The following is a 22,860-nucleotide window of genomic DNA, read 5'->3' on the forward strand; positions in this document are numbered from 1 at the left end:
TATTTCCTCCCCGTTATTCTACAAAAGCCAGCGTCGGCAGGTCGACGGTACCGGCGCCGCCGTCGACGGTGAGCACAGCGCCGTTGATCATCGATGCCTCGCCTGAAGCCAGGAAGCAGACGGCATTGGCGACATCCTCTGCGGTTGCCGGCCGGCCGAGCGGCACGTCTTTGGTGACGAGCGCGTAGGCCTCCTCGATGCTGTTCAGCTTGTATTTCTCGACGATGAATTCCATCTGCTCATCGGCCATGGCGGTCGTGACCCAGCCCGGGCAGACGGTATTGGTGCGCACGCCCCTGCGGCCATAGTCACGCGCCAGCGATTTCGCGAGGCCGATGCAGCCATGTTTCATGGTGACGTAGCCCGCCGCATCCGGCCCGGCAAAGAGTCCGGCAATCGAGGCGAGGACGACGATGTTGCCTTGGTTCCTGATGAGATGCGGCAGGGATTCGCGGGCGCTGACGAAGGCGGTGTTGAGGTTGAGACGAACGGCGAGATCCCAGGTCTCGTCCGACATGCTGACCGTCGGCCCGACGCCGTGGCCGCCGGCATTGGCAATCAGGATATCGAGGCCGCCATGGGTCTCGACGACCTTCTCGACGGCAGCCTTCATTGCGGCGCCGTCGGCGGCATCGGCCGCGACGATGGTCGCGCCGATTTCATCGGCAACACTTCTCAGCGGCTCGGGACGGCGCCCGACGAGTGCGACATTGCCGCCTTCCTGCCTAATACGGCGGGCGACGGCCGCGCCGATGCCCGTGCCGCCGCCGGTGATCAGGGCAGTCTTGTTCTTGAAACGCATGTTGCCTCCTCTTGGCTTTCGGGTTCATCATGACCGATGCTCGCGGAGGCGTCGCGTCCAGCTGTGCAGTCCGTTTTGACTGAGCGTGCAAAAGGCTTTCTCCATGCCGAAATTTGCGTGATGAGGCGCAAAGTCACGCGACGCAGGGAGGGTGGCGTCGGCGCTTAATAGACCTTGACGTCTTGAGACGGCTTGGCGGCATCCGCCTTCTTGAAATCGTCAAGGAGCTTGATTGTGGCATTGGCAAGCAGGGTGACGTCGTTGCCGATCGCGACGAAAGTGGCACCAAGTTCGAGATAGCGTTTGGCCAGCGAAAGATCGCCGATCAGGATGCCGGCGGCCTTGCCATGCGACTGGATTTTTGTGAGCGCTTTTTCGACTTCTGCCTGAACTTCAGGGGCGCCCGACTTGCCGAGATAGCCCATGTCGGCTGCGAGATCGGACGGTCCGATGAAGACGCCATCGACGCCTTCCGTCGAGGCGATGTCGTCGAGCGCCGCAAGCCCGGCGCGACTTTCCACTTGCAGCAGCAGGCAGATCTCGTCATTGGCCGTCGCAAGGTAATCGGGAATGCGGTTGAAGGCGGAGGCGCGGGCAAGGGCTGCGCCGACGCCGCGCACGCCATGCGGCGGGTATCTAACAGCCTTGACCATGGCCTCGGCCATTTCCTTGCTGTCGACCATCGGGATCAGCAGGGTCTGTGCGCCGATATCGAGCATCTGCTTGATGATCCAGGTCTCGCCGACCGGCGGACGGATCACAGCATGGCTCGCCGTGCCCTTCATCGCCTGGAGTTGCGAGACGAGAAGCGGCACATCGTTCGGGGCATGCTCCGCATCCAGCAGCAGCCAGTCGTAGCCGGCGCCGGCGCAGATTTCGACCGTGTAGGCATTGGCGAGCGCCTGCCAGAGGCCAATCTGCGCCCGCCCTTCCTTCAGGGCCTGTTTGAAGAGGTTTTTCGGCGCAGGCATAGCTCCCTCCTTCATGCAAAAAACAGGCTAACCGATCCGTAGGGACCGAAATCGGCATTGATCGTATCGCCATGCCGCGCCTCGATCGGGCGGATGAATGAGCCGGCAAGCACGATCTGGCCGGCTTCGATGCCATCGCCATATTGCGACAGTCGATTGGCAAGCCAGGCGATGCCACGTGCGGGCTGGTTGAGCACGCCGGCGCCAAGCCCTGTTTCTTCCACTTCGGCATTGCGGCTGACGATCGCACCCATCCAGCGCATGTCGATCTCATCAGGCCGCACGGCGCGGCCGCCTGTGACGATGCCGGCATTGGCGGCATTGTCGGAGATGGTGTCGACGATTGTGCGCGCCCTTTTCGTATCGGGATCGACGCGAAGGATGCGCGTGTCGAGGATCTCAAGAGCCGGCGTCACATAGTCGGTGGCATTCAGCACATCGAAGATCGAAACGTTCGGGCCTTTGAGCGGCGCTTTCATGACAAAGGCGATCTCGGCCTCGATGCGCGGCTGGATGAAGCGGTCGGCCGGCACGGTGGCGCCATCTTCGAACACCATGTCGTCGAAGAGTACGCCGGAATCCGGGATGTTGATGTTCAGGGCATATTGCATTGCCTTCGACGTCAGCCCGATCTTCCAGCCGATCGGCTTGCGGCCGCTCGCAATCTTCTTTTTGACCCAGGCGCCCTGAACGTCATAGGAATCGTCCATCGTCATCTGGGGATGCTTGAGCGAGAGGAGCCCGGTCTGGACACGCGTCCGCTCCGCCTGATCGAGGCTTTCGGCCGCAGCCTGGATTTCGTCATGAGACAGCATCAGCGCACCTCGTCGGCAATGGTATTTTTCAGGATGCCGAGGCCATCGGCTTCGACTTCGACGACATCGCCCGGCTTTAGCCAGATCGGCGGATCGAAGCGGGCGCCGGCGCCCGTCGGCGTGCCCGTGACGATGACGTCGCCGGGAACGAGCGTAGTGAAAGTGGAGATGTAGTTGATGATCTTGCGGAAGGAGAAGATCATTCGGCTGGTGCGGTCGCTCTGGCGCACCTCGCCATTGACGCGGGTCGTGAGCGCTATGTCTTCAATCTGGGCCGCATCCGTGAAGGGGATCAGCCACGGGCCGATCGAGCCGGTATTGTCGAAGTTCTTGCCCTGGGTGACATTGAACTTCGCATGCCGCACCCAGTCGCGGATCGTGCCCTCATTGCAAAGCGAAAGAGCGGCAATATGCGAGAAGGCATCGGCCTCGGCAATGCGGCGACCGCCTTTGCCGATGACGATGACGACCTCGCCTTCATAATCGAGCTGCGGGCTTTCCGGTGGACGGATCAGGGGTTGATCGTGCCCGGTGAAAGACCGCGGAAAGCGGATGAAAAGCGAGGGATTGGGGGGAGCTGCCTGCCCATCCTTGTACTCCTCATTGCGATCGGGGAAATTGACCCCGACGCAAATGATCTTTTCCGGTGACGGAATGGGAATTTCGAAGCGGATGTCGTCGAGCGCGAAATCCGGCTTTAACGTCTTGGCTTCCTCGGCGAGTTGAACGAGGCGACCGGCCTCGATCACTTCGCGCAGCGTCGGCCACGTCGCGCCATGGCGAGCCGAGAGGTCGACGACACCGCCGTCGACCGCGAGCCCGTAGCCATTACGGCCGTTTCTCGAAAAAGACAGGAATCTGGGATGAGTCATGCTTTCATGGCCTTCTCTTGACCTCAGATGACGCCGCCGAGGCAGACATATTTGATTTCGGTGAATTCCTCGATTCCGTAGCGTGAACCCTCACGGCCGAGGCCGGAAAGCTTGACGCCGCCGAACGGCGCTTCGGCTGTCGAGATCAAGCCGGTATTGACGCCAACCATGCCATACTCCAGGGCTTCGGCGACGCGGAAGACGCGAGCGAGATCCTTGGCATAGAAATAGGAGGCAAGACCGAACTCGGTGTCGTTGGCCTGTGCAATGACATCGGCCTCATCCTTGAAGCGGAAGAGGGGAGCCACGGGACCGAAGGTTTCCTCCCTGGCTACGGCCATGGCAGGCGTGACGTCGGCAAGTACCGTCGCCTCATAAAAGCGTCCACCGAGCTGGTGGCGATGGCCGCCTGCAACGACGCGGCCGCCCTTGGAAAGGGCATCGGCGACATGCTCTTCGACTTTGGCAAGGGCCGCCTCGTCGATCAGCGGGCCGAGATTGATGCCTTCATCGAAGCCATTACCAGTCTTCAGCGAGCCGACCGCCTTCGAGAGTTTTTCGGCAAAGGCATCATAAACGCCGTCCTGCACGTAGAGACGATTGGCGCAGACGCAAGTCTGCCCATTGTTGCGGAATTTGGCGATCAGCGCGCCTTCGACGGCGGCATCGAGATCGGCATCGTCAAAGACGATGAAAGGCGCGTTGCCGCCGAGCTCCAGCCCGAGTTTTTTGATGGTCGGCGCGCTCTGCTTGTAGAGTTCTGCGCCGACTTCCGTCGAGCCCGTGAAGGTGAGCTTACGCACGACCGGGCTTGCGGTCATCTCGCCGCCGATGGCGCGGGCCGAGCCGGTCAGGACGCTGAAGAGGCCCTTGGGCAGGCCGGCGCGCTCGGCAAGAATGGCGATTGCAATGGCCGAGAACGGCGTCTGCGAGGCAGGCTTCAGCACCATGGCGCAGCCGGCGGCAAAGGCCGGGCCGGCCTTGCGGGTGATCATCGCATTCGGGAAGTTCCAGGGCGTGATCGCCGCGACCACGCCGATCGGCTGCTTCATGACCAGAATGCGCTTGTCCTTCTGGTGGCCGGGAATGATGTCGCCATAGACGCGGCGGGCTTCCTCGGCAAACCATTCGATGAAGCTGGCGCCATAGGCAATTTCGCCTTTGGCTTCAGGCAGGGGCTTGCCCTGTTCGGCCGTCAGGATACGTCCGAGATCGTCCTGGTTTTCCATCATTAGCTCGAACCAGCGCCTGAGGATACCCGAGCGTTCCTTGGCGGTGCGGGCGGCCCATTCCTTCTGCGCGGCTTCGGCTGCGGCAATCGCCTTTTTGGTCTCGGTGGCGCCCAGATTGGGAACGAGGCCGATGATCTCGCCCGTTGCTGGGTTGTCGACCTTGATCGCGTTGGATGGATCGGCCTCGATCCACTCGCCGCCGACCAATGCGGCCTGCCGGAACAATGTTGCGTCTTTCAAATTCATGACGGACTCCTCGCACTTTCGAACGTTGATGAGGAACGGGCGTTTTTCACCCGCTCTCAATGGTAACGCTTAAGGCGCGATAATCGGCTGCGCCTTCAGATCGGGCTCGGCGACTTCCGCACCGGCAAACAGGCTACCATGTTCGAACCAGGATTTGGGAGCGGGTGCGCCCCACAATGTCTGGCGCTGCGGATCCTTCAGATCCCACTTGATCGGCTCCAGATCGGGATCGACCGTCTGATAATCCGAGCAATAGATCTCGATGCGGTGGCCGTCAGGATCGAGAATATAGAGGAAGAAGGCGTTGGAGATGCCATGGCGGCCCGGGCCGCGCTCGATATTGGCAACCCAGCCCGTCGTCGCCATCAGGTCGAGCAGGTCGATGATGTTGAGCGGCGTCGGCACCCAGAAGGCGGTGTGGTGCAGGCGCGGACCGCGACCATTGGTGAAGGCAATGTCATGGACGCCGCCCTTGCGATGCGTCCAGGCGGCCCAGAGGCGGCCTGTTTCCGCATCCTCGGTATATTCGGTCACGCGGAAGCCGAGCTCGTTATAGAAGGCGACGCTTTCATCGACATTGGTAGAGAAGCAGTTGAAATGGTCGATGCGCAGCGGCTTCACGCCCTTGTAGAGGGCGTATTTCTGGTGGATCGGCGGCAGACGGTCCATCTTAGAATAGAATTCGAGGGGTATGCCATGCGGGTCGCGGGTACGGAAGGTGCGTGCCTGATATGGGCGCTCGATCCATTCGACCGGCAGGTCCTTGCCCTTGAAGAAATGCGCCGCCTTGTCGAGATCCTCGTCGCTGAAGACCTTGAAGCCGAGATCGCGGGCTTCGGCCTTGTCGGATTTCTTCAGCACGATGCAGTGATGGCCGCGTTCCTCCATTGCCCTGAGATAGATCGTATCGGCCGTTTCATCCGTCACCTGCAGGCCGAGCGTGTCGACATAGAAGGCGCGGGATTTGGCAAGATCGGTAACGCCGAATTCGACATGGCTGAGACGCACGATGTTGAAAGGCGGATAGAGATTGGGTTTCGGCAGGGGCATTTGTTCCTCCTCTTGGAGCAATTTCCAGGAAAAGTGCGAAGCGGTTTTCCGTCCGGAATTGCGTTAAACGAAAAGTTCGAGCGGTTCTGCGCTTCCTCGAAAAGCTGAACCGCTCCGGCGCGTATTGCGGCTCAGCCGCCGAGTTTCTGGATGGCGTGCTGCTTGGTGGCGAAGGCGATGTTCTTGGTTTCCATGTAGAAATCGAAGGACCAGTCGCCGCCGTCGCGGCCGATGCCGGAGCTTTTGACCCCGCCGAAGGGCGTCGGCAGGTGACGCACATTTTCCGAGTTCACCCAGATCATGCCGGCTTCGAGGTGATCGGTGAAACGGAAGGCGCGGGTGACGTCCGAGGTCCAGAGATAACCGGTCAGGCCGTACTGGACGTCATTGGCCAGCGCCAGCGCATCGGCTTCGTCCTTGAAGGGGATGGCGGTCAGAACCGGCCCGAAGATTTCTTCCTGAGCGATGCGCATCTGGTTGTTGGCGCCAGTGAAGAGCGTGGGCGAGACATAGCAACCGCCGCCAGGGCCGTTGACTTTCTCGCCGCCGGCGGCGAGCGTCGCACCTTCCGAACGGCCGATCTGAATATATTCCAACACCTTCTTTTCATGCACGGGATGGACGAGCGGGCCGACAACCGTTTCCGGATCAAGGGGATGTCCGACCTTGATGCGCTTGGCCTTCTCGGCGACGATCGCGGTGAATTTGTCGTAGACGCTTTCCTCGACCAGCAGGCGCGAGGACGAGGTGCAGCGCTCGCCATTCAAAGAATAGATCATGAAGACGGCAGCGTCGGCTGCACGCTCCAGATCGGCATCGGCAAAGACGATGACAGGGTTCTTGCCGCCGAGCTCGAAATGCACACGCTTCAGCGTGTCGGCGCCCTGCTTCATGATCATAGAGCCGGTGCGGCTTTCGCCGACGAAGCCGATCGCCTTGATCAGCGGGTGTTCGGTCAATGCGCGACCGGCATCCTCGCCGAGACCGTTGACGAGATTCCATACCCCCTTCGGCAGGCCAGCCTCCTCTGCGATCTCCACTAGAAGGCGCGCAGTGAGTGGCGAGAATTCGGCCGGCTTGTGGACGATGGTGCAGCCCGCAGCGAGAGCCGGCGCGATCTTCCAGGTCGACAGCATGAAGGGCGTGTTCCAGGGCGTGATGATGCCGACCGGGCCGATCGGCACGCGCGTTGTCAGGTTCACCTGACCTTCCGCACGCAACGTCTTGCCGTCGCGGGCTTCCGGGGCGCGATCGGCGAAGAAGCGGAAGTTTTCCGCACCGCGTAGAGCGGCCTTCGCCATGAATTTCAGGGATTGTCCGGTATCCATGCACTCGACGAAGGCGATTTCTTCGGCGCGCGCGACGATCGCATCGGCGATCTTATGCAGGAGCTTCTTGCGGGCTTCACCAGGCATCGCGGCCCACTCTGCGAAGGCAGCCTTTGCGGCCTTTGCAGCGCGATCGATATCGGCTGCCTTGCCGCGGGCCACGGTAGCGAGCGGCTTCAGATCGACAGGCGAAATCGTTTCGAAAGTGGAACCGTCATCGGCCGAGACATCCTCGCCATTGATGCGGTTGAGAATGCCGCGATCCTTGAAACGGGCGAGAAAGCCTTCCGCCTTTGCGATGTTTTCCTGCAGTTTGGACATCGTCTATTCCTTTGGTGTTATGTCGTCCCACGAAGGGAATGTCACTTGCCGCGAAGCCGCGGATGAATGGCGTTCTTCTTCCACCTGAGCTCCGCATCGATCTCGCGGATCTCAAGCGAAAGGGCGAAATGCGGCGTCTCGAAAAGCGGGCCGAGAACGTCGATCGCTGCGGCGAAGATTGCCTCGCCGGTGCGTTTCTTTTCTTCCTGCGTGCGGCCCTTGCCAATGCGGAAGTTCAAGTCGATGAAGGCGTTTTCGGGCAGCTTGTCGGCGATGGCGTAGTGCTCGGCGCGAAAGGCGCGCACGCGCACAGCCCCGACCTCGAAAAGTCCGGTCTCCAGCACCGTCTTCAGCAGTCGCTCGCAGAGCGCACCGATATCGGTGCGACCCTCCAGATTGGCCGAATATTCGATGGCGAGATGTGGCATTGAGTCCTCCCGATCTCTTATTTACTTAACACGTTAATAATTATGCGGAAGATGTCAAGCGGCGATATTGAGCTTTCTCGCCATCTCCATGCTTTCATTGACGTAACGCGACAGACGCTCGACACTGCCCGGAATTTCCGGACGTCCCGCGAGCCATCCAATATATGTAAGGCTCCTCAGCACCATGAATAGGGGCAGGGCCGCCAGCGCCGCGTCGGAGAGGGATCGCCGGCTGCGATAACCTGCTATCAGCGCTTGCTCGATTGCAGGATAGGCGGGCTCTCTGCGGTTCTTGAGTAGGGTCGTGGCAAGATCGAACAGGCGGAAACCATGTCCCGCATCGTCGAAATCGATGAAGGCGACATCGCCGTCGGCTCCCGTCAGAAAGATGTTTTCCCGCACCAGATCGGCATGGATCAGCCCGTAGTCGAGGCTTTGGCTTTCAGCTTTCGCAAAGGCACGGCGTAGTTCATTGCGTAATGCCGAGAGCGCAGTGGTGCTCTCGGACGAAATGCCCCGGCAATCCCAGAAGCGACCCCATAACGGCTTTTCGCCGACCAGACCCTCGACGTTCCATGCCGGGCGGCGAAAACGCTCCGGAGGCTCCCAAGCATCGGCAAGCTCGTGCATGGTCGCCATGCTCTGTCCGACGCGAAAGAAGATGTCGGCCTGCATCTCTGCCGAATGCGACAGCGGCACGCCACTTTGGCCAAGCGGCACGCCGTCGATCCAGCTCACCACGTCGGCATGCTGTTCGGCAAAATGCCTGTTGGCTGGCAGTCGGACGAGGCTCTGCTTTCTGCTTGTCGGAACGGGACTCGGCACATCAAGGCCGCCGAGCTTGAGCGCCGCCATGAAGTGCAGTTCCGAGCGCAAGCTCGTCTCGTCATGGTAGCCCGGCCGATGGAGCCGCAGTGCGGCGAACTGACCATCCTCCAGCGTGATGCGGAAGACGGCATTCTCTCGATATTTCATCAGGAGAGGTTCATGGGCCTGCACAGGCCAATGGTCGAGGGCCTCCAGCGCACGTCTCTGCAGGGCATCGCGGATGGCCTGAGGCAATTGATCAGCCATATTGCCTCACAGGCCGGATAGGACATCGTCGAAGATCGACAACATGTAGTCGGCATTGCTCCGGGTAAACGGCATGGGCGGTCGGATCTTCGTGGCACATTGGTGAATGCCGATCTTTCCCATCAGCACGCCGCGTTCGCGCATGGCGTTGATGATCCGGGTTGCCTCAGCGGCAGCCGGCTCCTTCGTTTGCCTGTCCAGCACAAACTCAGTGCCCATGAAGAGGCCACTGCCGCGCACGTCGCCGATGATCGAGTGCTTCTCGGCCAGCCGCTTGAACCCGTCGCGCGTATATTCGCCGACATTGCGGGCGTTCTCGATAAGGTTCTCGTCCTCGATGACATCGAGAACCGCCATGGCCGCAGCACAGGAGACTGGATTGCCGCCGAAGGTGTTGAAATAGCGGAACGCTTTGCGAAAAGTGTTGATCGTATCGACATTGGCAATGACGCCGCCGACCGGATGGCCGTTGGCCATCGGCTTGCCGAGCGTGACGATATCGGGAACGATGCCAGCGTGCTGGTGACCCCACATATGCGTGCCGGTCCGGCCGAAACCGGGCTGTACCTCGTCGGTAATCACGAGGCCGCCGGCCTTGCGCACAGCGGCAACCGTTTTGTCGAGAAAACCCGGCGGCAGATCGGGAAAGCCTTCATTGGCGAAGAACGGATCGATGATGATGGCCGAAAAGCCGTGCGGGCTCTCCTGAAGCGAGGCAATCGCTTTCTCCACTTCGGCCGCAAAGGCCGTAGCAAAGGCCTCTCCGCCTTCGCCGCCGAGCGGACGATAGCTGTCCGGCGCTGACACGTGGCGCACATGGCCGCCGAAGCCGCCGACCGGCGGCATGCGGGTCGACAGCTGCGACACGGCTGCCGTGTTGCCGTGATAGGTGTGGTTGGTGGCGATGACGCCGGTTTTGCCGGTCATGGCTCGCGCTATACGCAGCGCCACATCGTTGGCTTCGCTGCCCGTGCAGGTCAGGATCGCCGCGTTGAGGCTCTTGTCGAAGGTTGCCGTCAGCCGCTCGACATAATCAAGTATGCCTTCGTGCAGGTAGCGCGTATGCGTGTTCAGCGTCGAGGCCTGCCGCGCGATTGCTTCCACCACGCGCGGGTGGCAATGGCCGACATGCGGCACATTGTTGTAGCAATCGAGGTACTTTTTCCCATCGGCATCCCAGAGCCAGACGCCTTCGCCGCGCACCAGATGCACGGGGTCGTCATAAAAGAGCGACATGTTCCGGCCGAGAAGCCGTTCGCGACGCGCGATGAGGGCTGCATTGTCGGACATGATCAGCCCCTTGCCGCGGTGAGACCTGCGTCGAGCGCGGTCAGGATGGTCTGGACATTCTCCGCCGTCACGATGAGCGGCGGCGACATGATGACATTGGCGCCGGAGGTGCGGACCAGAACGCCGGCATCATAGGTCGCGTCCTGCACCTTCTGAATGACGTCCTTAGCTGCGCCACTTTTCTTTGCACGATCGCTGACGAGTTCGAGGGCGCACATCAGGCCCTTGCCGCGCACATCGCCCACCAGTTCGTGCTTGTCCTGCAGCTTTCTCAGGCCGGCGAGTAGCTCCTCCCCACGGGCCGCGGCATTGTCGGCGACGTTGAGCCGCCTGGTTTCCTTCAAGGTCGCAAGGGCTGCAGCCGCGCCGACCGGATGGCCGGAATAGGTGTAACCATGGCCGATGCTTCCGACCGCGCCCTTGTTACTTTCGAAGACCTGCGCCACCTTGTCGGAGATCATCACTGCGCCGAAGGGGAAATAGCCGTTGGTGATCGCCTTCGCCGTCGACATCATGTCCGGCTGCACGCCCCAGAGGCGCGATCCGGTCCAGGCGCCGGTGCGGCCGAAGGCAGTGATGACCTCATCGGCGATCAGCAGGATGCCGTGCCGGTCGCAGATCTCGCGCATCAGCGGCAGGAAGGTCTCGTGCGGAACGATGACGCCGCCGGCGCCGAGTACCGGTTCGACGATCAGGGCGGCGATGGTGTCGGCACCCTGGAAAGCAATTTCATCCTCGAAGAGCCTGCCGATTGCAGCCGCAATCTCCGCACCATCGGTGGTGTTGAAGGGATTGCGGTAGGTGAAGGGTGCCGGCAGGTGGAAGACGCCTGGAAGCAGCGGCTCGTAGTTGCGGCGGAAGTTCTGGTTGCCGTTGACCGAGGCGCCGCCGAAATGCGTGCCGTGATAGCCCTTCTTCAGCGCGACGAACTTGGTGCGCTCGGGCTGACCATTGACCTTGTGGTACTGGCGCGCCAGCCGCAGGCAGGTCTCGACCGAATCCGAGCCGCCTGAGGTAAAGAAGGAACGGCTGAGGCCGTCCGGCTTGAACCATTCCGCAAGCTCGTAGGACAGCTCGATCAGGGGTGAGTTCGTCGTGCCGCGGAAGGTCGAATAATAAGGCAGTTCGTCGAGCTGGTCGCGGATCGCCTTCTTCACCGGCTCGCAGGAATAGCCGAGATTGACGTTCCAGAGGCCCCCGACCGCGTCGAGCACTTTCTTGCCCTGGATATCGACGATTTCGACGCCTTCGCCTGAGTTGATGATGCGCGGCGGATTGGCCTGCATCTCAGCGGGATGAGCCATCGGATGCCACAGGTGACGGGCGTTGTTTTCGATGATGAAATTGGTCTCACGCATGTCAAATTCCTCTTGGTTCAGAGCCCCAGCATCGCAAGTGCGCGGGCATAGCTTTCGGCAGGGCGGGTCACGTCGAAATGCACGTGAGGCAAGCTCACGGCTTCGGCGCCCTCGATGTTCTTCTTCTGATCGTCGACGAAAACGCAGGCCTCGCGCGGGAGGTTGATCTCGGCAAGGACGAGCTCGTAAGCGCGGGGATCGGGTTTCAGGATCTTCGTGTAGGTGGCATCGACGATGACGTCGAAAAGCTCGATCAGCGGAAAGCGCTGACGGAATTCGACGCCGTAGAAAAGGTCGAGTTCGTTCGACAGGATCGCCAGCTTGAGGCCGGCCTCCTTGGCACGCAGGATGGCGTCGCGGGCTTCTGGCCGCAGGACCAGCTCCGGCTCGGCGCCGCGCGCCCGGCGCACGAAGGTCTGCATGTCCGTCCAGTTTTCGCCGACCAGCTTGCCGACTTCCTTCGTGCGCTTCAGCCAATAGTCGCGTTCGGTGATCTCGCGCTTCTGCATTTCGACCCAAAGCGGGTCCGTCGTCGTGTCGAACGGGCCGAGCCAGGTTAGCGATCCCTTGGGAAGGCCGAGTGTGCGCTCGGTGATATCATGGGTTTCGAACAGGGTGCGGGTAACGACACCACCGAAGTCGAGGATAAGCGCGCGGTCTTGGCTCATGGCCGCCCCTCCGGAATGACGCCTTCGGCAACCCATCGATCGAAGATGGCAAGCGCAGCGGCCGAGAAGGCCGGCGCGTTGATATGCGCATCGACCTCCTGCAGTGTGACACCAGGCGGAACGGCTCGGCGCATTTCATCGAGGAAGGCGTCAAGGCCTTCCGGGTCATGCAAGGGTTCATCCGGCTTGTCCCATTCCTGCAAGCCTTCAGTCGGCAGGAGGAAGGCGACATTCGCTTCGGCGCGCCGCAGTTTTTCTCCGATCACACGGGCCACTGCACGCCGCCCTTCCGGCGATGTCGTTACCGACCCGATCAGCCGGTTATGGGCGTGATACGGGCGATCCACAAAGATCTCTGGCAGGGCTTGCCATGCCTGAAGATCGACCATGTCGATCGCGCCGGGTGCGACGATCTGCGGAATGCCGGCGCGACCGGCGTTTTCGAGACGGTCGGGCCCAGAGGTGACGACGCTGCTATAATGATGATTGCTGACTTCCTGGATGCAGAAGTCGAAGACGGCGGCAAAGCCACCCTTCGAGGCGATCGCTTCGTAGGCCCGTCCGCCCATGCCGGTCGAATGAAACACGGCGACGTCGTAGCCGCGCTTTTCCAGCTCGGGCCGCAGATATTTCATATATTTCAGGCAGGAGGAGCCAAGGGAGGTCATGCCGACGAGGGGACGTTCGCGATCGGGCTTGGTGCCGTGCTTTGCAGCGCCGACCACTGCGCCGCAGGCCTGGGAAAGAACCGACTGGCAGATGCTGTTGAGACCATAGAGACCGCCAGCCCACAGGATCATCATAAGATCGGGCGCGATGCGTTCGGGCGGTATGAGGTGGGAGTAGGCGATGGTCGAAACCACGAATTTCGGCACGCCGAGCGGCAGGACGGCGGCGACATCGAGCGCCAGATCCGTGCCCATGGAGCCGCCGAGCACGATAATGCCGTCGACTAGTCCATCGTCATAGAGGCGGAGGGTCAGGGCCGATGCGCCCTTCGCCATAGCCGCCATGGCGCTGTTTTCGTCGCCGCTTTCGGTAATGGCTTCGATTGTCGTTGCGGCAGCCTTCGCAATGTCATGTTTGGAATAATCGGGGCTGTAAGGTGGGTCGCCGAGAATGCTCACATCCATCATGACCGGCTGGCCGCCGGCTTGCTTGATGACGGACGCCATGAATTGCAGTTCGTCGCATTTGGTGTCACCGGTTCCGATGACGAGTATCCGTGGTGAGGGAGCCTCCGGGCTCATCAATCCGTCCTCCTGAGTTTCGCAATGGTTCCCGTGGGTCTTTCCGACCCGTAATATTTTTCTGAGATCGCATTGGCCGTGGCGACGGCCTGCGCGCCGAATTCCTGGATGGCAGCCTTCGTGGTGCGAGAGAGCGGGGCGGCGATTGCCACGCAACCGATCGGGCGGCCGCTCGGCGTGCGCACCGGTGCCGCCGTGCTGATGACGCCGGCCTCGAGACCTTGATTAATGACGGAAAAGCCCCGTGCAGCGGTTTCATCGAGCATTTTATGCAGCAATTGGGGGTCGGTGACGGTGTGGTCGGTAAATTTTTCCAGCGGCTTTTTAAGCGCTTCGTCGATTTCTATCCGCGGGCAGTAGGCCAGAAAGGCGAGGCCTGATGCCGTCGCATGAAAGGGAAGGAGGCTTCCGACATCGACGATGATGCGGTGGGCGCGCGGTGAGTCTTCAACATGAATGGTCGAAAGCTGCCCGCCCGAAAATTCGGACAGATGCACGGTCTCGGTCGAGGATTCGGCAAGTGTCCTGATGAAGGGGATTGCGACCCGCAGGAAGGGAAAGCGCGCTTCCCGGATACGGGCGAGGCGAACCGGCGCCGAGCCGATGCGGTAGCGGCGTGTCTCTGGATCCTGCTCGACGAAGCCGTGTTTTTCCAGCTCTACGAGAAAGCGTCGTGCCGTCGCCTTGTCCAGCGCGCACCGGCGGGCGATGTCGGTCAGACCCGCCTCCTTGTCCAGCCGTGACAGGGTATCCAGCAATGCCAGCGCCTTTCCGATCGTGCTCATTATTCCTCCTCTTGGGTTGGTCAGGGTCTGATTCTACGCGTCCAGCCGGGGCTTCCCGTCAAATCAGCCTGTTGACCCTGCGCCGCGGCACGATAGCAGCGACCCAAGATACTTAACATGCGAAATAACTTGACAGAGGCCGGCAATGTTTGCAAGTCTATATTTGAAGCTGTGGTTCAAATAATGAACCATAAGCGCTGACGGCGGTAAGATCAACAAAACATAGGCCCCGATCGTCAGTCCGGTTTTTGGTGGAGGTCGCACGCGTGCAATCGCGGCGATGATCGGATGTTCTTAAACAAGGGGAACGAACGCAGATGAACACGCAAAATTCGCAAGGTGCGGCTGACAACCAGCTGCGCAAGAACAGTCTCGGCGTCGGTGCCGTGACCTTCCTCGTGGTGTCGGCTGCCGCACCGCTGACGGCGGTGGCCGGCGGCGTGCCGCTTTCGATGATGCTCGGCAACGGGCCAGGCATTCCGCTGACCTTTCTGCTGGTGACGGGTATTCTGCTGCTGTTTGCGGTCGGCTATGTCGCCATGGCGCGTCACATTCGCAATGCCGGCGCCTTCTATGCCTATACGGCCCAGGGCCTTGGCGGCTTGATGGGCGGTGCCGCGGCGCTGATCGCGATCCTCGCCTATAATGCCATGCAGGTCGGGGTTCTCGGGCTTTTCGGTGCGGCGACCAAAGGTTTCTTTGCCGAGCAGCTCGGTTTCGATCTTCCCTGGTGGGTCTGGAGCTTCATCGGCATCGCCTTCGTTGCCGTTTTTGGCTATCGACGTGTGGATCTGTCGGCGAAAGTACTGACGGTGCTCGTTATTCTTGAATATCTCGTCGTGCTCGTCATCGATGCTGCGATCTTCATCAAGGGTGGCGATGCCGGTTTGACGGCCGCGCCGTTCACGCCGACGGCCTTCTGGAGCGGAACGCCGGCAATCGGTTTGCTGTTCTGCTTTGCCGCCTTCATCGGTTTCGAAGCGACCACTATTTACAGCGAAGAAGCTCGCGAACCGGAAAAGACAGTGCCGCGCGCGACGTATATTTCCGTTCTCATCATCGGCCTCTTCTATATGCTGACGTCCTGGCTGATGGTGACTGGCGCCGGTGTCGACAAGCTCGTTCCGACCCTGCAGGGTCTTGCCGATCCCACGACCTTTCTCTTCGGCCTTGCCGAACGCTATGTCGGGCACTGGATCACCGTTGTCATGAGCGTGCTCTTCATCACCAGCCTGTTTGCCGGTATTCTCGCCTTTCACAACGGCGTTGCACGCTACATGTATGTTGCTGGTCGCGAAGGCTTGCTGCCGAAATCGATCGGCGTCACGCATCCAGTCTTCCAGAGCCCGCATGTCGGCTCGATCATCCAGACCGTCATTGCCGTGCTCGTCGTCGCGCTCTTTGCGGTGACGGGTCAGGATCCCGTGCTGGCGCTCTTCTCCTGGCTCACCAATGTCGCGACGCTGGCGATCATCCTGCTGATGGCGTTTACAGCCTTCTCGATCGTGGTGTTCTTCAGCCGCAATCCGGGACTTGAGCGCAATGTGCTCGCGATCAAGGTGCTGCCCATCTTGACGGGTCTGATCCTTTTGGCGCTCGTCTATTATATCTCGGCGAATTTCGGGGCGATTGCCGGCGCCAATGGTGTGCTGGCCGTGTTGTTGCCGGCGCTCGTGCTGATCGCAGGGATCATTGGCTTCATCGCGGCTGCTCGCCTGAAGTCGTCGGATGCAGCAGGCTATGCCCGTCTCGGCGCCGGCCAGGAAGTCTGAGTTCCAATCGCGGTGGCGGGAAGACCCGCCACCCTCTTTGTGAGAGAATGAGATGCAGGACAAGATCGACCAGCTCCGGACATTATCCGTTTCGCCACAGGCATTGTTCATAGCAGGTGCCTGGCGGCAGCCGATCAGCGGCGCTGCGATGGACGTCATTTCGCCGATCGATGGAACAAAGCTGACCACGATTGCCGATGCCGGAACGGAGGATGTCGATCTCGCGATCAAGGCCGCGCGGCAGGCGTTTGAAAAGGGCAGCTGGTCGAAGGCGGCACCGGCCGAACGCAAGAAAGTGCTGCTGAAGATTGCCGAACTGATTGAGAAGAACGCGCTCGAGCTCGCCGTCCTCGGCGTGCGCGACAACGGCACTGAAATCTCGATGGCGCTGAAGGCCGAGCCCGGCAGCGCCGCAGGCACGTTCCGTTACTATGCCGAGGCGATCGACAAGGTTTATGGGGAGATCGCGCCGACGGCGGAGAATATTCTCGGTCTGGTCCACCGCGAAGCCATCGGTGTCGTTGCCGCTATCGTACCGTGGAATTTTCCGATGATGATCGGCGCCTGGAAGATCGCGCCTGCACTTGCCGCAGGCAATTCCGTCGTGCTGAAGCCGGCCGAGGGCGCGTCGCTGACGCTGCTCAGGCTCGCCGAAATTTGCGCCGAAGCGGGATTGCCCGAAGGCGTGCTCAATGTCGTGACTGGCCGCGGTGCGGTCTGCGGCGAGGCGCTGGGGCTGCACATGGAGGTCGATGTACTCGCCTTCACCGGTTCCGGCCCTATTGGACGGCGGCTCCTGGAATATTCGGCGCGTTCTAACCTGAAGCGCGTCTATCTGGAGCTTGGCGGCAAGTCGCCGAACATCGTCTTTGCCGATGCGCCTGATCTCGATCATGCGGCCAAGGTTTCCGCCTATGGCATCTTCCGCAATTCCGGCCAGGTCTGTGTCGCCGGCTCCCGGTTGCTTGTGGAGAAGTCGATTCATGAAGCCTTCTCCGAGAAGGTGGCTCGCATCGCCGAAAGCATGAAAGCCGGCGATCCCCTGCAGCTGACGACGGAGGCAGGGGCGATTTCCAGCGAGATCCAGCTGAAGAAGGATCTTGGCTACGTCTCGCAGGCGCTGTCGGAGGGCGCGTCTTTACGCACCGGCGGCTCGCGTATTCTTGAGGAGACGGGCGGTTATTACATGCGGCCGACCGTATTCGACGTGACACCGTCGATGACCTTGGCGCGAGAGGAGGTCTTCGGCCCCATTCTGTCGATCATTCCCTTTGAAGGTGAAGCAGAGGCTCTGCAGATCGCCAATGCCACGGAATATGGCCTTGCCTCGGCCGTCTGGACATCGAACCTGTCGCGGGCTCATCGAATGGTCCGGGGCATCCGCGCTGGCGTGGTGCATGTCAATACCTATGGCGGTGCCGATAACAGCGTACCACTTGGTGGCGTCAAACAATCCGGCAATGGTCATGACAAGTCGCTGCATGCGCTCGACAAGTATGTCGATCTGAAGACGACCTGGATTCAGCTCTGACGGATTGTTTCATTACGCAAGAAGGGGTGCCGCGTTATCGCCGGCACCCCTTTTTTGCTCCCAAGATCGATAGCTGTTCCTGCGGCACCTAGCCGCCGAAGCTCCCCGTCTGGGTCGGCACATGCACATAGTTGCGGTCGAAATAGAGCAGCGCGTGCCCATCCTTGCGGCTGCGGATATCCATCACTTCGCCGATAAAGATATGGTGCGTGCCGACCAAGCGCGCTTCCGTCAGCCGGCAATCGAAGGAGACGATGGCATCGGAAAGCGCCTGGCTGCCAGAGCGGAAGTTGATCCATTCCGCGGCGGCGTAGCGCTCTTCCATGTCGGCGCGTTGGCCGGCGAAATAGCCGGCCAGTTCCTTGTGCTCCTGCGTCAGAACATTGACGCAGAAGCGGCGATTATTGAGGAAGAGGCTAGTTTGCGCCGAGCGGCTGTTCATGCAGACCAGCAGCGTCGGCGGTTCGTCGGTGACGCTGCACATGGCGGTGGCGGTAAAGCCGCCGCGGCCGGCGGGGCCGTTGGTGGTGATGACATTCACCGGTGCGCAAACCCTGGCCATGGCGTTGCGAAATTCTGTTTTCGAGAGTTGCTCCTCCATGGCAACGTCCTCACTCGGCGGCGTTGCGGACGGGGGAGGTGTCACCCAGCGGCGGCAGCCAGGTGTCCCCAGTCCAGCCGTTTTCGTCGTAATCGCTCATGCACTGATCCACGAGCGCTTCCATCTCCTTTAGCCTGCCGCCGCGCTCGGCGCCCTTCAGCACCTGCAGGCGAACTTCCTCCGGCGCGCCGGCATAGTTGAGCTCGTAAAGGGCGTGGCGTCCGCCGAATTCGGTGCCGGTCGCGTCCCAGAGCAGCTTCATGATCTTGATGCGCTCGATATGGCCCATGTCGTTGGAACCGCGCACATATTGCGCGAGATAGCGGTCGATCTCCGGATTACCGAAATCCTTGGCCGAGGAAGGCAGATAGATCAGCCCGGAAGCGATGACTTTGCGCACGGTTTCGATGACGCGGGGATAGGCCTCCGACATGAAGGTGCGGTAGGAGAGGGCCGCTTCCATGTTTGGCAGCACCGCGCCATTCGCCCAGGGCTGCGGATTGTAGGCCATGGCATTGGAGAAGGACCAGAACATGTGGCGAAGCGCAATGACTTCGCCGAGTGCCGCCTGATTGCCGCGGAAGGCATCGCCGCCGGTCGCGCGCAGCGCCTTGGCCAGCAATCCGGCGATGAAATCGAGCTTCACGGCGAAACGCGTGCAGCCCTGGAAGCAATAGCCATGCATGAAGCCCGAAGCCGGGTGGAAGGAGAGGATCTTTGCCGCGTCGCGCAGCACGAGCACATCCTCCCAGGGCACGAAGACATTGTCGAGCACCAGGATCGCGTCGTTCTCATCGAAGCGTGACGACAGCGGATAGTCGAAGGGATGTCCCACAGTATTGGCGGTCTGCTCATAGGAGACGCGGCAGAACATCTTAATGCCAGGCGCATTCATCGGAACGATGAACATGACAGAGAGCGACGGGTCTTCCGTGACCGTCGCCGAACTCTGGGCGAGGAAATTATAGTGGGTCAGTGCGGAGGATGTCGCCACCACCTTGGCACCGGAGACATAGATGCCAGCATCGGTCTCCTTGGTGATGTGGACGAAAACGTCCTTGACGGCATCGGCGGGCTTGTGGCGGTCGATTGGCGGATTGACGATCGCGTGGTTCATGAAGAGCACGGATTCTTGTGCGCGCTTGTGCCAGGAAAGTGCATTGTCCTTGAACGGGCCGTACCAGTCGGCATTGGCGCCGAGTGTATTCATAAGGGCCGCCTTGTAATCCGCGGTGCGGCCCATCCAGCCATAGGACATGCGCGCCCAATCGGCGATGGCGCCCTGCTGTGCCACAAGCTCGGCGGAAGATTTCGCCACTCGGAAGTATTTGTGGGTATAGCCGCCCGATCCCGTATCGGTCGGCGAGGTCAGACGTTCCTTGGTCTTTTCGTCATGCAGCGCGTCGTACATGCGGGCGAGCGAGCGGACGGAGTTGCGCATGGCGGGATGCGCAGTCACATCGGCGATGCGCTCGCCATTGATATAGACTTTGCGGCCATCGCGCAGGCTTTCCAGATATTCGGCGCCGGTAAATGGACGGGTCTTGTCGCTGCGGTGATCTTCAGCTCGCATCTCGTATTCCTCCCTTGAGATCATGATCAATGCTACGTCCGAACCCTCGGCGCGACCATGGACAAAGGGGGCAATTCGCTGGTACTTTTTCCGGCATGTCGCAGAAGAACGAAATCCCGAATTTCTTTGTCTATGGCGTGCCGAGCCGGGCGCTTGACGTCGGATTTCTGCACGTGGAAACGGTCATGGACCGTAAAACGCTGCATTTTGGGCATGTCGCGTCTCATAAACACCCGTTGATGGGGCAGATCACCTATTGGTACAAGGGCGGCGGTCGCTACCGGATCGAGGATCGGACTTGGAATTTTTCCGCTCCGACGATCAGTTTCGTCCCGAGCAACATCATTCACGGATTCGACGTCGACGATCAGTCCGATGCCATCGTCGTCTCGATATCGGACGATACTTTAAAGGCTTTGGTACCCCAGGTGGATCTAAGCCTTGACGTGCCGACCTTTCTGACGGCGCGGCCGGACGATCCTTCCTGGCAAAAGATCGACACGCTGCTGCAAATGGTCAGCGCCGAATATCGCGAGCGCGGCGGCCAAAGCGAAAAAGTCATGCTGGGGCTGATCGGCGTCGTGCTGTCGCTGATGAACCGGCTTGGCGGCAGCGCGGCGCTGCCTTCAGCTTCACCGACCGTGACGCTTGCCTTGGCGCTACGCAGCGCCATAGACCACCATTACAAGAGCGATTGGCCGGTCGGCAACTATGTCGACCTGCTCGCCACGACGCCGCATCTGCTCGACAAGGCGGCGCGCGAGGTGTTCGGACACAGCGTCAAGGAAATGCTTTTGGACCGGCGGCTGCTGGAAGCCAAGCGTCTGCTGATGTTCACCATCCGCTCCGTCGAGGACATTGGCCGCGAGGTGGGCTTTGAAGATCCCGCCTATTTCTCACGCTTTTTCCGCAAGCGGGTGGGGGAGGCGCCGGCGGCCTGGCGGCGCCGGAATTTGGAGCGAGCGCCATCGGGGAATGATGCGGCGTGACAAGGGCGGTTGCGACGTATTCGGCCTGTCTTGATCGATCAGCTTCTCCGGTAGCGGGCGCGAAAATCGCGCGGCGTGCAGTTTTCGCGCTCATGGAATAGCCGGGAGAAGTAGAACGGATCATCGAATCCGACTTTTGAGGCGATGATCTCGATCTTGTCGTCTGTCATCGTCAGCAACTCTTTTGCACGGTCCATGCGCAGGCGAAGCTGAAACCCCTTCGGCGGCAGCCCGACTTCCGCCGAAATTTTTCGGCGCAGCGTGGCGGGCGACATGCCGTATTCAGCGGCAAAAGCTGCCATGTCGAGGGTCTCCGTTGCTCGTTGGCGAAGCGCCCCGACGATTTCGCCGATATCCGAGCCCTGCCGAGGGGAGGGAACGGCCTGGCTTGCCTGCCGCGCAGCCAGAATGACGATCTGATGAAGAGCGGAGGCGGCAGCGGCTCTCGGTAGGTTGGTATCGGCGATGAGATCACCTTGGATCGCGCCGAAGAGACGCTGCACGCTGTCGAGATTGCGCAGGGTAATGAGCGGATTCTGCTCGCTGACGAGGCGAAGGCGCAGAAAGTCGCGCACGAGAGAGCCTTCGAAAAGCGCCCATCGTTCGCTCCAGCCTTCAGCATCGGGGCCATACGAATGCTGGCGGTTCGGGAAAAGCCAGAAGAGCGCCGGGCCTTTCACGCTTCTGCGGCCGCCGGCATCCGTTTCGAGAAAGCCCTGGCCGCTTTCGACGAGCACCACCGCATAGCTCGGCAGCTTGCGCGCAGTGACGGCATGCATGGCATGCTGCCTGCCTGTGCCGGTGACCGACAGTCCTCCGGCGGCGGCAAGTGGCGAGCGGTAGATGGCATGTGTTGTCGATGTCATGGTGAGCGAAAAGTCCAGTATTACTTTCGTCCATGTAATGAACCATCGCTGACTGCTAGATTCAATGGGCCATCAAATCAAAACAAAGGCGAGTGAAATGTCGATTCCCATGCAGAGCGTCCTTTCCGGCAAAAGTGCATTTAACCTTGTTGCCAATGGAATGGTTCTCTCCGCCGCGCCCCATCGGCTCGGTTATCTCACCCCGACCGATCCGAGCATCGGTGTCGAGGCAATCCGTACGCTCTACGAGGAGAACGGCTATGTGTGGCTCAAGGGATTTCTGCCGCGCAAGGACGTGATCGATTTTCGCGGTTGGGTCTTCGGTCACATGGCGAAGACAGGGCTCATCGAAGAAGGAACGGACCCTAGAGATGGAATATCCTCCGCTTCGCCGGCGGAAGGCCGGGATGTCGATCGTTGCCTGATGTCTCTCGTGCGCTCGGTCGCCTATGAGGGCTTCTGCGCGCAGCCGCGTCTTTCGCGCTTCATGGATGAATTCCTGTCGGGCATCTCCTATCTGCATAAGCGCAAGATCATGCGCCATGTGCGGCCGGGAACGGCGACGGCGACGCCGGCGCATTATGATCTGGTCTATCTTCGAGGCGGCACCAGCCGGATCGTCACGGCATGGATACCGATCGGCGATATCCCGATCGAAATGGGCGGGCTGACCTATCTGGAGGGATCGCACGCGATCGGCCTAGAGATGGAGCGGGAGTTTGGCGAAAAGAACAGGGATCTCAGCCCCGAAGAGCGTGTCAGCGCGTTCAACCGCAATATGACGGAGGGTGGCTGGGTTTCGAAAGATCTGCCCGACATGGCGAACCGCTTCGATACGCGCTGGCTGGTCGCCGATTATGAGGCGGGCGACGTCATGCTCCATTCACCGTTCATGATCCACGCCTCCACCACCAATCAGGACAGCCAGCGCAGACTGCGCCTTTCCACTGATATTCGCTATCAGAACGTCGAGGATGAGATCGATGCGCGATGGAACAATCATTGGACGCTGGGCGACATGCTGTGATTCAGATTTGA

The 22,860-nt window shown here is 60.7% G+C and carries 21 protein-coding genes; 4 read left to right on the forward strand and 17 right to left on the reverse strand.

The window, feature by feature from the left end; all coding sequences use genetic code 11:
- Positions 1-13 precede the first annotated feature (13 nt).
- The 14 genes from FBZ97_RS11715 to FBZ97_RS11780 all read right to left on the reverse strand — a co-directional run bounded on the left by FBZ97_RS11715 (position 14) and on the right by FBZ97_RS11780 (position 14,490).
- Entirely contained in the window at positions 14-802 is a 789-nt protein-coding gene (locus tag FBZ97_RS11715; protein WP_145319685.1) for an SDR family oxidoreductase, read from the reverse strand.
- 164 nt (positions 803-966) lie between these two features.
- The gene (gene hpaI / locus FBZ97_RS11720) at positions 967-1,773 is read right to left on the reverse strand and encodes a 4-hydroxy-2-oxoheptanedioate aldolase (RefSeq protein WP_145319688.1); all 807 of its coding nucleotides are present in this window, start codon (positions 1,771-1,773) and stop codon (positions 967-969) included.
- An 11-nt stretch (positions 1,774-1,784) separates the two neighbouring features.
- Entirely contained in the window at positions 1,785-2,588 is an 804-nt protein-coding gene (hpaH, locus tag FBZ97_RS11725) for a 2-oxo-hept-4-ene-1,7-dioate hydratase (protein ID WP_145319691.1), read from the reverse strand.
- Positions 2,588-3,460, reverse strand: a complete 873-nt coding sequence (locus FBZ97_RS11730; RefSeq protein WP_145319694.1) for a fumarylacetoacetate hydrolase family protein — start codon at positions 3,458-3,460, stop codon at positions 2,588-2,590. The genes hpaH and FBZ97_RS11730 overlap by 1 nt, the downstream gene beginning before the upstream one ends.
- Positions 3,461-3,483: 23 nt before the next feature.
- The gene (gene gabD / locus FBZ97_RS11735; protein ID WP_145319697.1) at positions 3,484-4,938 is read right to left on the reverse strand and encodes an NADP-dependent succinate-semialdehyde dehydrogenase; all 1,455 of its coding nucleotides are present in this window, start codon (positions 4,936-4,938) and stop codon (positions 3,484-3,486) included.
- 69 nt (positions 4,939-5,007) lie between these two features.
- Positions 5,008-5,988, reverse strand: a complete 981-nt coding sequence (hpaD, locus tag FBZ97_RS11740; protein WP_145319700.1) for a 3,4-dihydroxyphenylacetate 2,3-dioxygenase — start codon at positions 5,986-5,988, stop codon at positions 5,008-5,010.
- 131 nt (positions 5,989-6,119) lie between these two features.
- Positions 6,120-7,637 carry a 5-carboxymethyl-2-hydroxymuconate semialdehyde dehydrogenase gene (gene hpaE, locus FBZ97_RS11745; RefSeq protein WP_145319703.1) on the reverse strand — a complete coding sequence of 506 codons (1,518 nt, stop codon included), beginning with the start codon at positions 7,635-7,637 and terminating at the stop codon, positions 6,120-6,122.
- Positions 7,638-7,678: 41 nt separating this feature from the next.
- Positions 7,679-8,065 carry a 5-carboxymethyl-2-hydroxymuconate Delta-isomerase gene (locus FBZ97_RS11750; RefSeq protein ID WP_145319706.1) on the reverse strand — a complete coding sequence of 129 codons (387 nt, stop codon included), beginning with the start codon at positions 8,063-8,065 and terminating at the stop codon, positions 7,679-7,681.
- A 54-nt stretch (positions 8,066-8,119) separates the two neighbouring features.
- A complete protein-coding gene (locus tag FBZ97_RS11755; RefSeq protein ID WP_145319709.1) occupies positions 8,120-9,139 on the reverse strand; it encodes a homoserine kinase in 1,020 nt (339 codons plus the stop codon).
- A 6-nt stretch (positions 9,140-9,145) separates the two neighbouring features.
- Positions 9,146-10,429: an aspartate aminotransferase family protein gene (locus tag FBZ97_RS11760; protein WP_145319712.1), complete on the reverse strand. Its 1,284-nt coding sequence runs from the start codon at positions 10,427-10,429 to the stop codon at positions 9,146-9,148.
- A gap of 2 nt (positions 10,430-10,431) precedes the next feature.
- On the reverse strand, positions 10,432-11,787 hold the full coding sequence (locus FBZ97_RS11765; protein ID WP_145319715.1) for an aspartate aminotransferase family protein: 1,356 nt from the start codon (positions 11,785-11,787) through the stop codon (positions 10,432-10,434).
- Between the two features lie 17 nt (positions 11,788-11,804).
- Positions 11,805-12,455 carry an HAD-IA family hydrolase gene (locus tag FBZ97_RS11770; RefSeq protein WP_145319718.1) on the reverse strand — a complete coding sequence of 217 codons (651 nt, stop codon included), beginning with the start codon at positions 12,453-12,455 and terminating at the stop codon, positions 11,805-11,807.
- Entirely contained in the window at positions 12,452-13,705 is a 1,254-nt protein-coding gene (locus FBZ97_RS11775) for a Tm-1-like ATP-binding domain-containing protein (protein ID WP_145319721.1), read from the reverse strand. Before FBZ97_RS11775 ends, FBZ97_RS11770 begins: the two co-directional genes overlap by 4 nt.
- A complete protein-coding gene (locus tag FBZ97_RS11780; protein ID WP_145319725.1) occupies positions 13,705-14,490 on the reverse strand; it encodes an IclR family transcriptional regulator in 786 nt (261 codons plus the stop codon). Before FBZ97_RS11780 ends, FBZ97_RS11775 begins: the two co-directional genes overlap by 1 nt.
- Positions 14,491-14,807: 317 nt before the next feature.
- Between FBZ97_RS11780 and FBZ97_RS11785 the strand changes: the two genes are divergently transcribed.
- Together FBZ97_RS11785 and FBZ97_RS11790 are read left to right on the forward strand one after the other, a co-directional pair.
- On the forward strand, positions 14,808-16,262 hold the full coding sequence (locus FBZ97_RS11785) for an APC family permease (protein WP_145319728.1): 1,455 nt from the start codon (positions 14,808-14,810) through the stop codon (positions 16,260-16,262).
- 52 nt (positions 16,263-16,314) lie between these two features.
- Positions 16,315-17,793, forward strand: coding sequence for an aldehyde dehydrogenase (locus FBZ97_RS11790; RefSeq protein WP_145319731.1), 1,479 nt, complete (start codon positions 16,315-16,317; stop codon positions 17,791-17,793).
- A gap of 88 nt (positions 17,794-17,881) precedes the next feature.
- On the opposite strand, the gene FBZ97_RS11795 is transcribed toward FBZ97_RS11790, so the two are convergent.
- Both FBZ97_RS11795 and FBZ97_RS11800 read right to left on the reverse strand, forming a co-directional pair.
- Positions 17,882-18,394, reverse strand: coding sequence for a flavin reductase (locus FBZ97_RS11795; protein WP_145319733.1), 513 nt, complete (start codon positions 18,392-18,394; stop codon positions 17,882-17,884).
- A 10-nt stretch (positions 18,395-18,404) separates the two neighbouring features.
- Entirely contained in the window at positions 18,405-19,967 is a 1,563-nt protein-coding gene (locus FBZ97_RS11800; protein ID WP_145319736.1) for a 4-hydroxyphenylacetate 3-hydroxylase N-terminal domain-containing protein, read from the reverse strand.
- 95 nt (positions 19,968-20,062) lie between these two features.
- Here FBZ97_RS11800 and FBZ97_RS11805 point away from each other — a divergent pair, with 95 nt between their 5' ends.
- Positions 20,063-20,956, forward strand: coding sequence for a helix-turn-helix domain-containing protein (locus tag FBZ97_RS11805; RefSeq protein ID WP_145319739.1), 894 nt, complete (start codon positions 20,063-20,065; stop codon positions 20,954-20,956).
- 38 nt (positions 20,957-20,994) lie between these two features.
- Here the strand turns inward: FBZ97_RS11805 and FBZ97_RS11810 are convergent, their stop codons facing one another.
- Positions 20,995-21,822, reverse strand: coding sequence for an AraC family transcriptional regulator (locus tag FBZ97_RS11810; protein WP_145319742.1), 828 nt, complete (start codon positions 21,820-21,822; stop codon positions 20,995-20,997).
- A gap of 97 nt (positions 21,823-21,919) precedes the next feature.
- On the opposite strand from FBZ97_RS11810, the gene FBZ97_RS11815 reads away from it, so the two are divergent.
- On the forward strand, positions 21,920-22,849 hold the full coding sequence (locus tag FBZ97_RS11815; protein WP_145319746.1) for a phytanoyl-CoA dioxygenase family protein: 930 nt from the start codon (positions 21,920-21,922) through the stop codon (positions 22,847-22,849).
- Positions 22,850-22,860 lie beyond the last annotated feature (11 nt).

Origin of the sequence: Rhizobium sp. ERR 942 (assembly GCF_007828395.1) — a bacterium.
GTDB lineage: Bacteria > Pseudomonadota > Alphaproteobacteria > Rhizobiales > Rhizobiaceae > Rhizobium > Rhizobium dioscoreae.

Excerpts from the sequence above, each read along its gene's own strand:
- FBZ97_RS11800 (WP_145319736.1), bottom strand. The coding sequence starts at position 19,967 with ATGCGAGCTGAAGATCACCGCAGCGACAAGACCCGTCCATTTACCGGC.
- hpaE (WP_145319703.1), bottom strand. The coding sequence starts at position 7,637 with ATGTCCAAACTGCAGGAAAACATCGCAAAGGCGGAAGGCTTTCTCGCC.
- FBZ97_RS11805 (WP_145319739.1), top strand. The coding sequence starts at position 20,063 with ATGTCGCAGAAGAACGAAATCCCGAATTTCTTTGTCTATGGCGTGCCG.
- hpaI (WP_145319688.1), bottom strand. The coding sequence starts at position 1,773 with ATGCCTGCGCCGAAAAACCTCTTCAAACAGGCCCTGAAGGAAGGGCGG.
- FBZ97_RS11715 (WP_145319685.1), bottom strand. The coding sequence starts at position 802 with ATGCGTTTCAAGAACAAGACTGCCCTGATCACCGGCGGCGGCACGGGC.
- FBZ97_RS11775 (WP_145319721.1), bottom strand. The coding sequence starts at position 13,705 with ATGAGCCCGGAGGCTCCCTCACCACGGATACTCGTCATCGGAACCGGT.
- FBZ97_RS11765 (WP_145319715.1), bottom strand. The coding sequence starts at position 11,787 with ATGCGTGAGACCAATTTCATCATCGAAAACAACGCCCGTCACCTGTGG.
- gabD (WP_145319697.1), bottom strand. The coding sequence starts at position 4,938 with ATGAATTTGAAAGACGCAACATTGTTCCGGCAGGCCGCATTGGTCGGC.
- FBZ97_RS11795 (WP_145319733.1), bottom strand. The coding sequence starts at position 18,394 with ATGGAGGAGCAACTCTCGAAAACAGAATTTCGCAACGCCATGGCCAGG.
- FBZ97_RS11810 (WP_145319742.1), bottom strand. The coding sequence starts at position 21,822 with ATGACATCGACAACACATGCCATCTACCGCTCGCCACTTGCCGCCGCC.
- FBZ97_RS11785 (WP_145319728.1), top strand. The coding sequence starts at position 14,808 with ATGAACACGCAAAATTCGCAAGGTGCGGCTGACAACCAGCTGCGCAAG.
- FBZ97_RS11750 (WP_145319706.1), bottom strand. The coding sequence starts at position 8,065 with ATGCCACATCTCGCCATCGAATATTCGGCCAATCTGGAGGGTCGCACC.
- FBZ97_RS11760 (WP_145319712.1), bottom strand. The coding sequence starts at position 10,429 with ATGTCCGACAATGCAGCCCTCATCGCGCGTCGCGAACGGCTTCTCGGC.
- hpaD (WP_145319700.1), bottom strand. The coding sequence starts at position 5,988 with ATGCCCCTGCCGAAACCCAATCTCTATCCGCCTTTCAACATCGTGCGT.
- hpaH (WP_145319691.1), bottom strand. The coding sequence starts at position 2,588 with ATGCTGTCTCATGACGAAATCCAGGCTGCGGCCGAAAGCCTCGATCAG.
- FBZ97_RS11790 (WP_145319731.1), top strand. The coding sequence starts at position 16,315 with ATGCAGGACAAGATCGACCAGCTCCGGACATTATCCGTTTCGCCACAG.
- FBZ97_RS11815 (WP_145319746.1), top strand. The coding sequence starts at position 21,920 with ATGTCGATTCCCATGCAGAGCGTCCTTTCCGGCAAAAGTGCATTTAAC.
- FBZ97_RS11770 (WP_145319718.1), bottom strand. The coding sequence starts at position 12,455 with ATGAGCCAAGACCGCGCGCTTATCCTCGACTTCGGTGGTGTCGTTACC.
- FBZ97_RS11730 (WP_145319694.1), bottom strand. The coding sequence starts at position 3,460 with ATGACTCATCCCAGATTCCTGTCTTTTTCGAGAAACGGCCGTAATGGC.
- FBZ97_RS11780 (WP_145319725.1), bottom strand. The coding sequence starts at position 14,490 with ATGAGCACGATCGGAAAGGCGCTGGCATTGCTGGATACCCTGTCACGG.
- FBZ97_RS11755 (WP_145319709.1), bottom strand. The coding sequence starts at position 9,139 with ATGGCTGATCAATTGCCTCAGGCCATCCGCGATGCCCTGCAGAGACGT.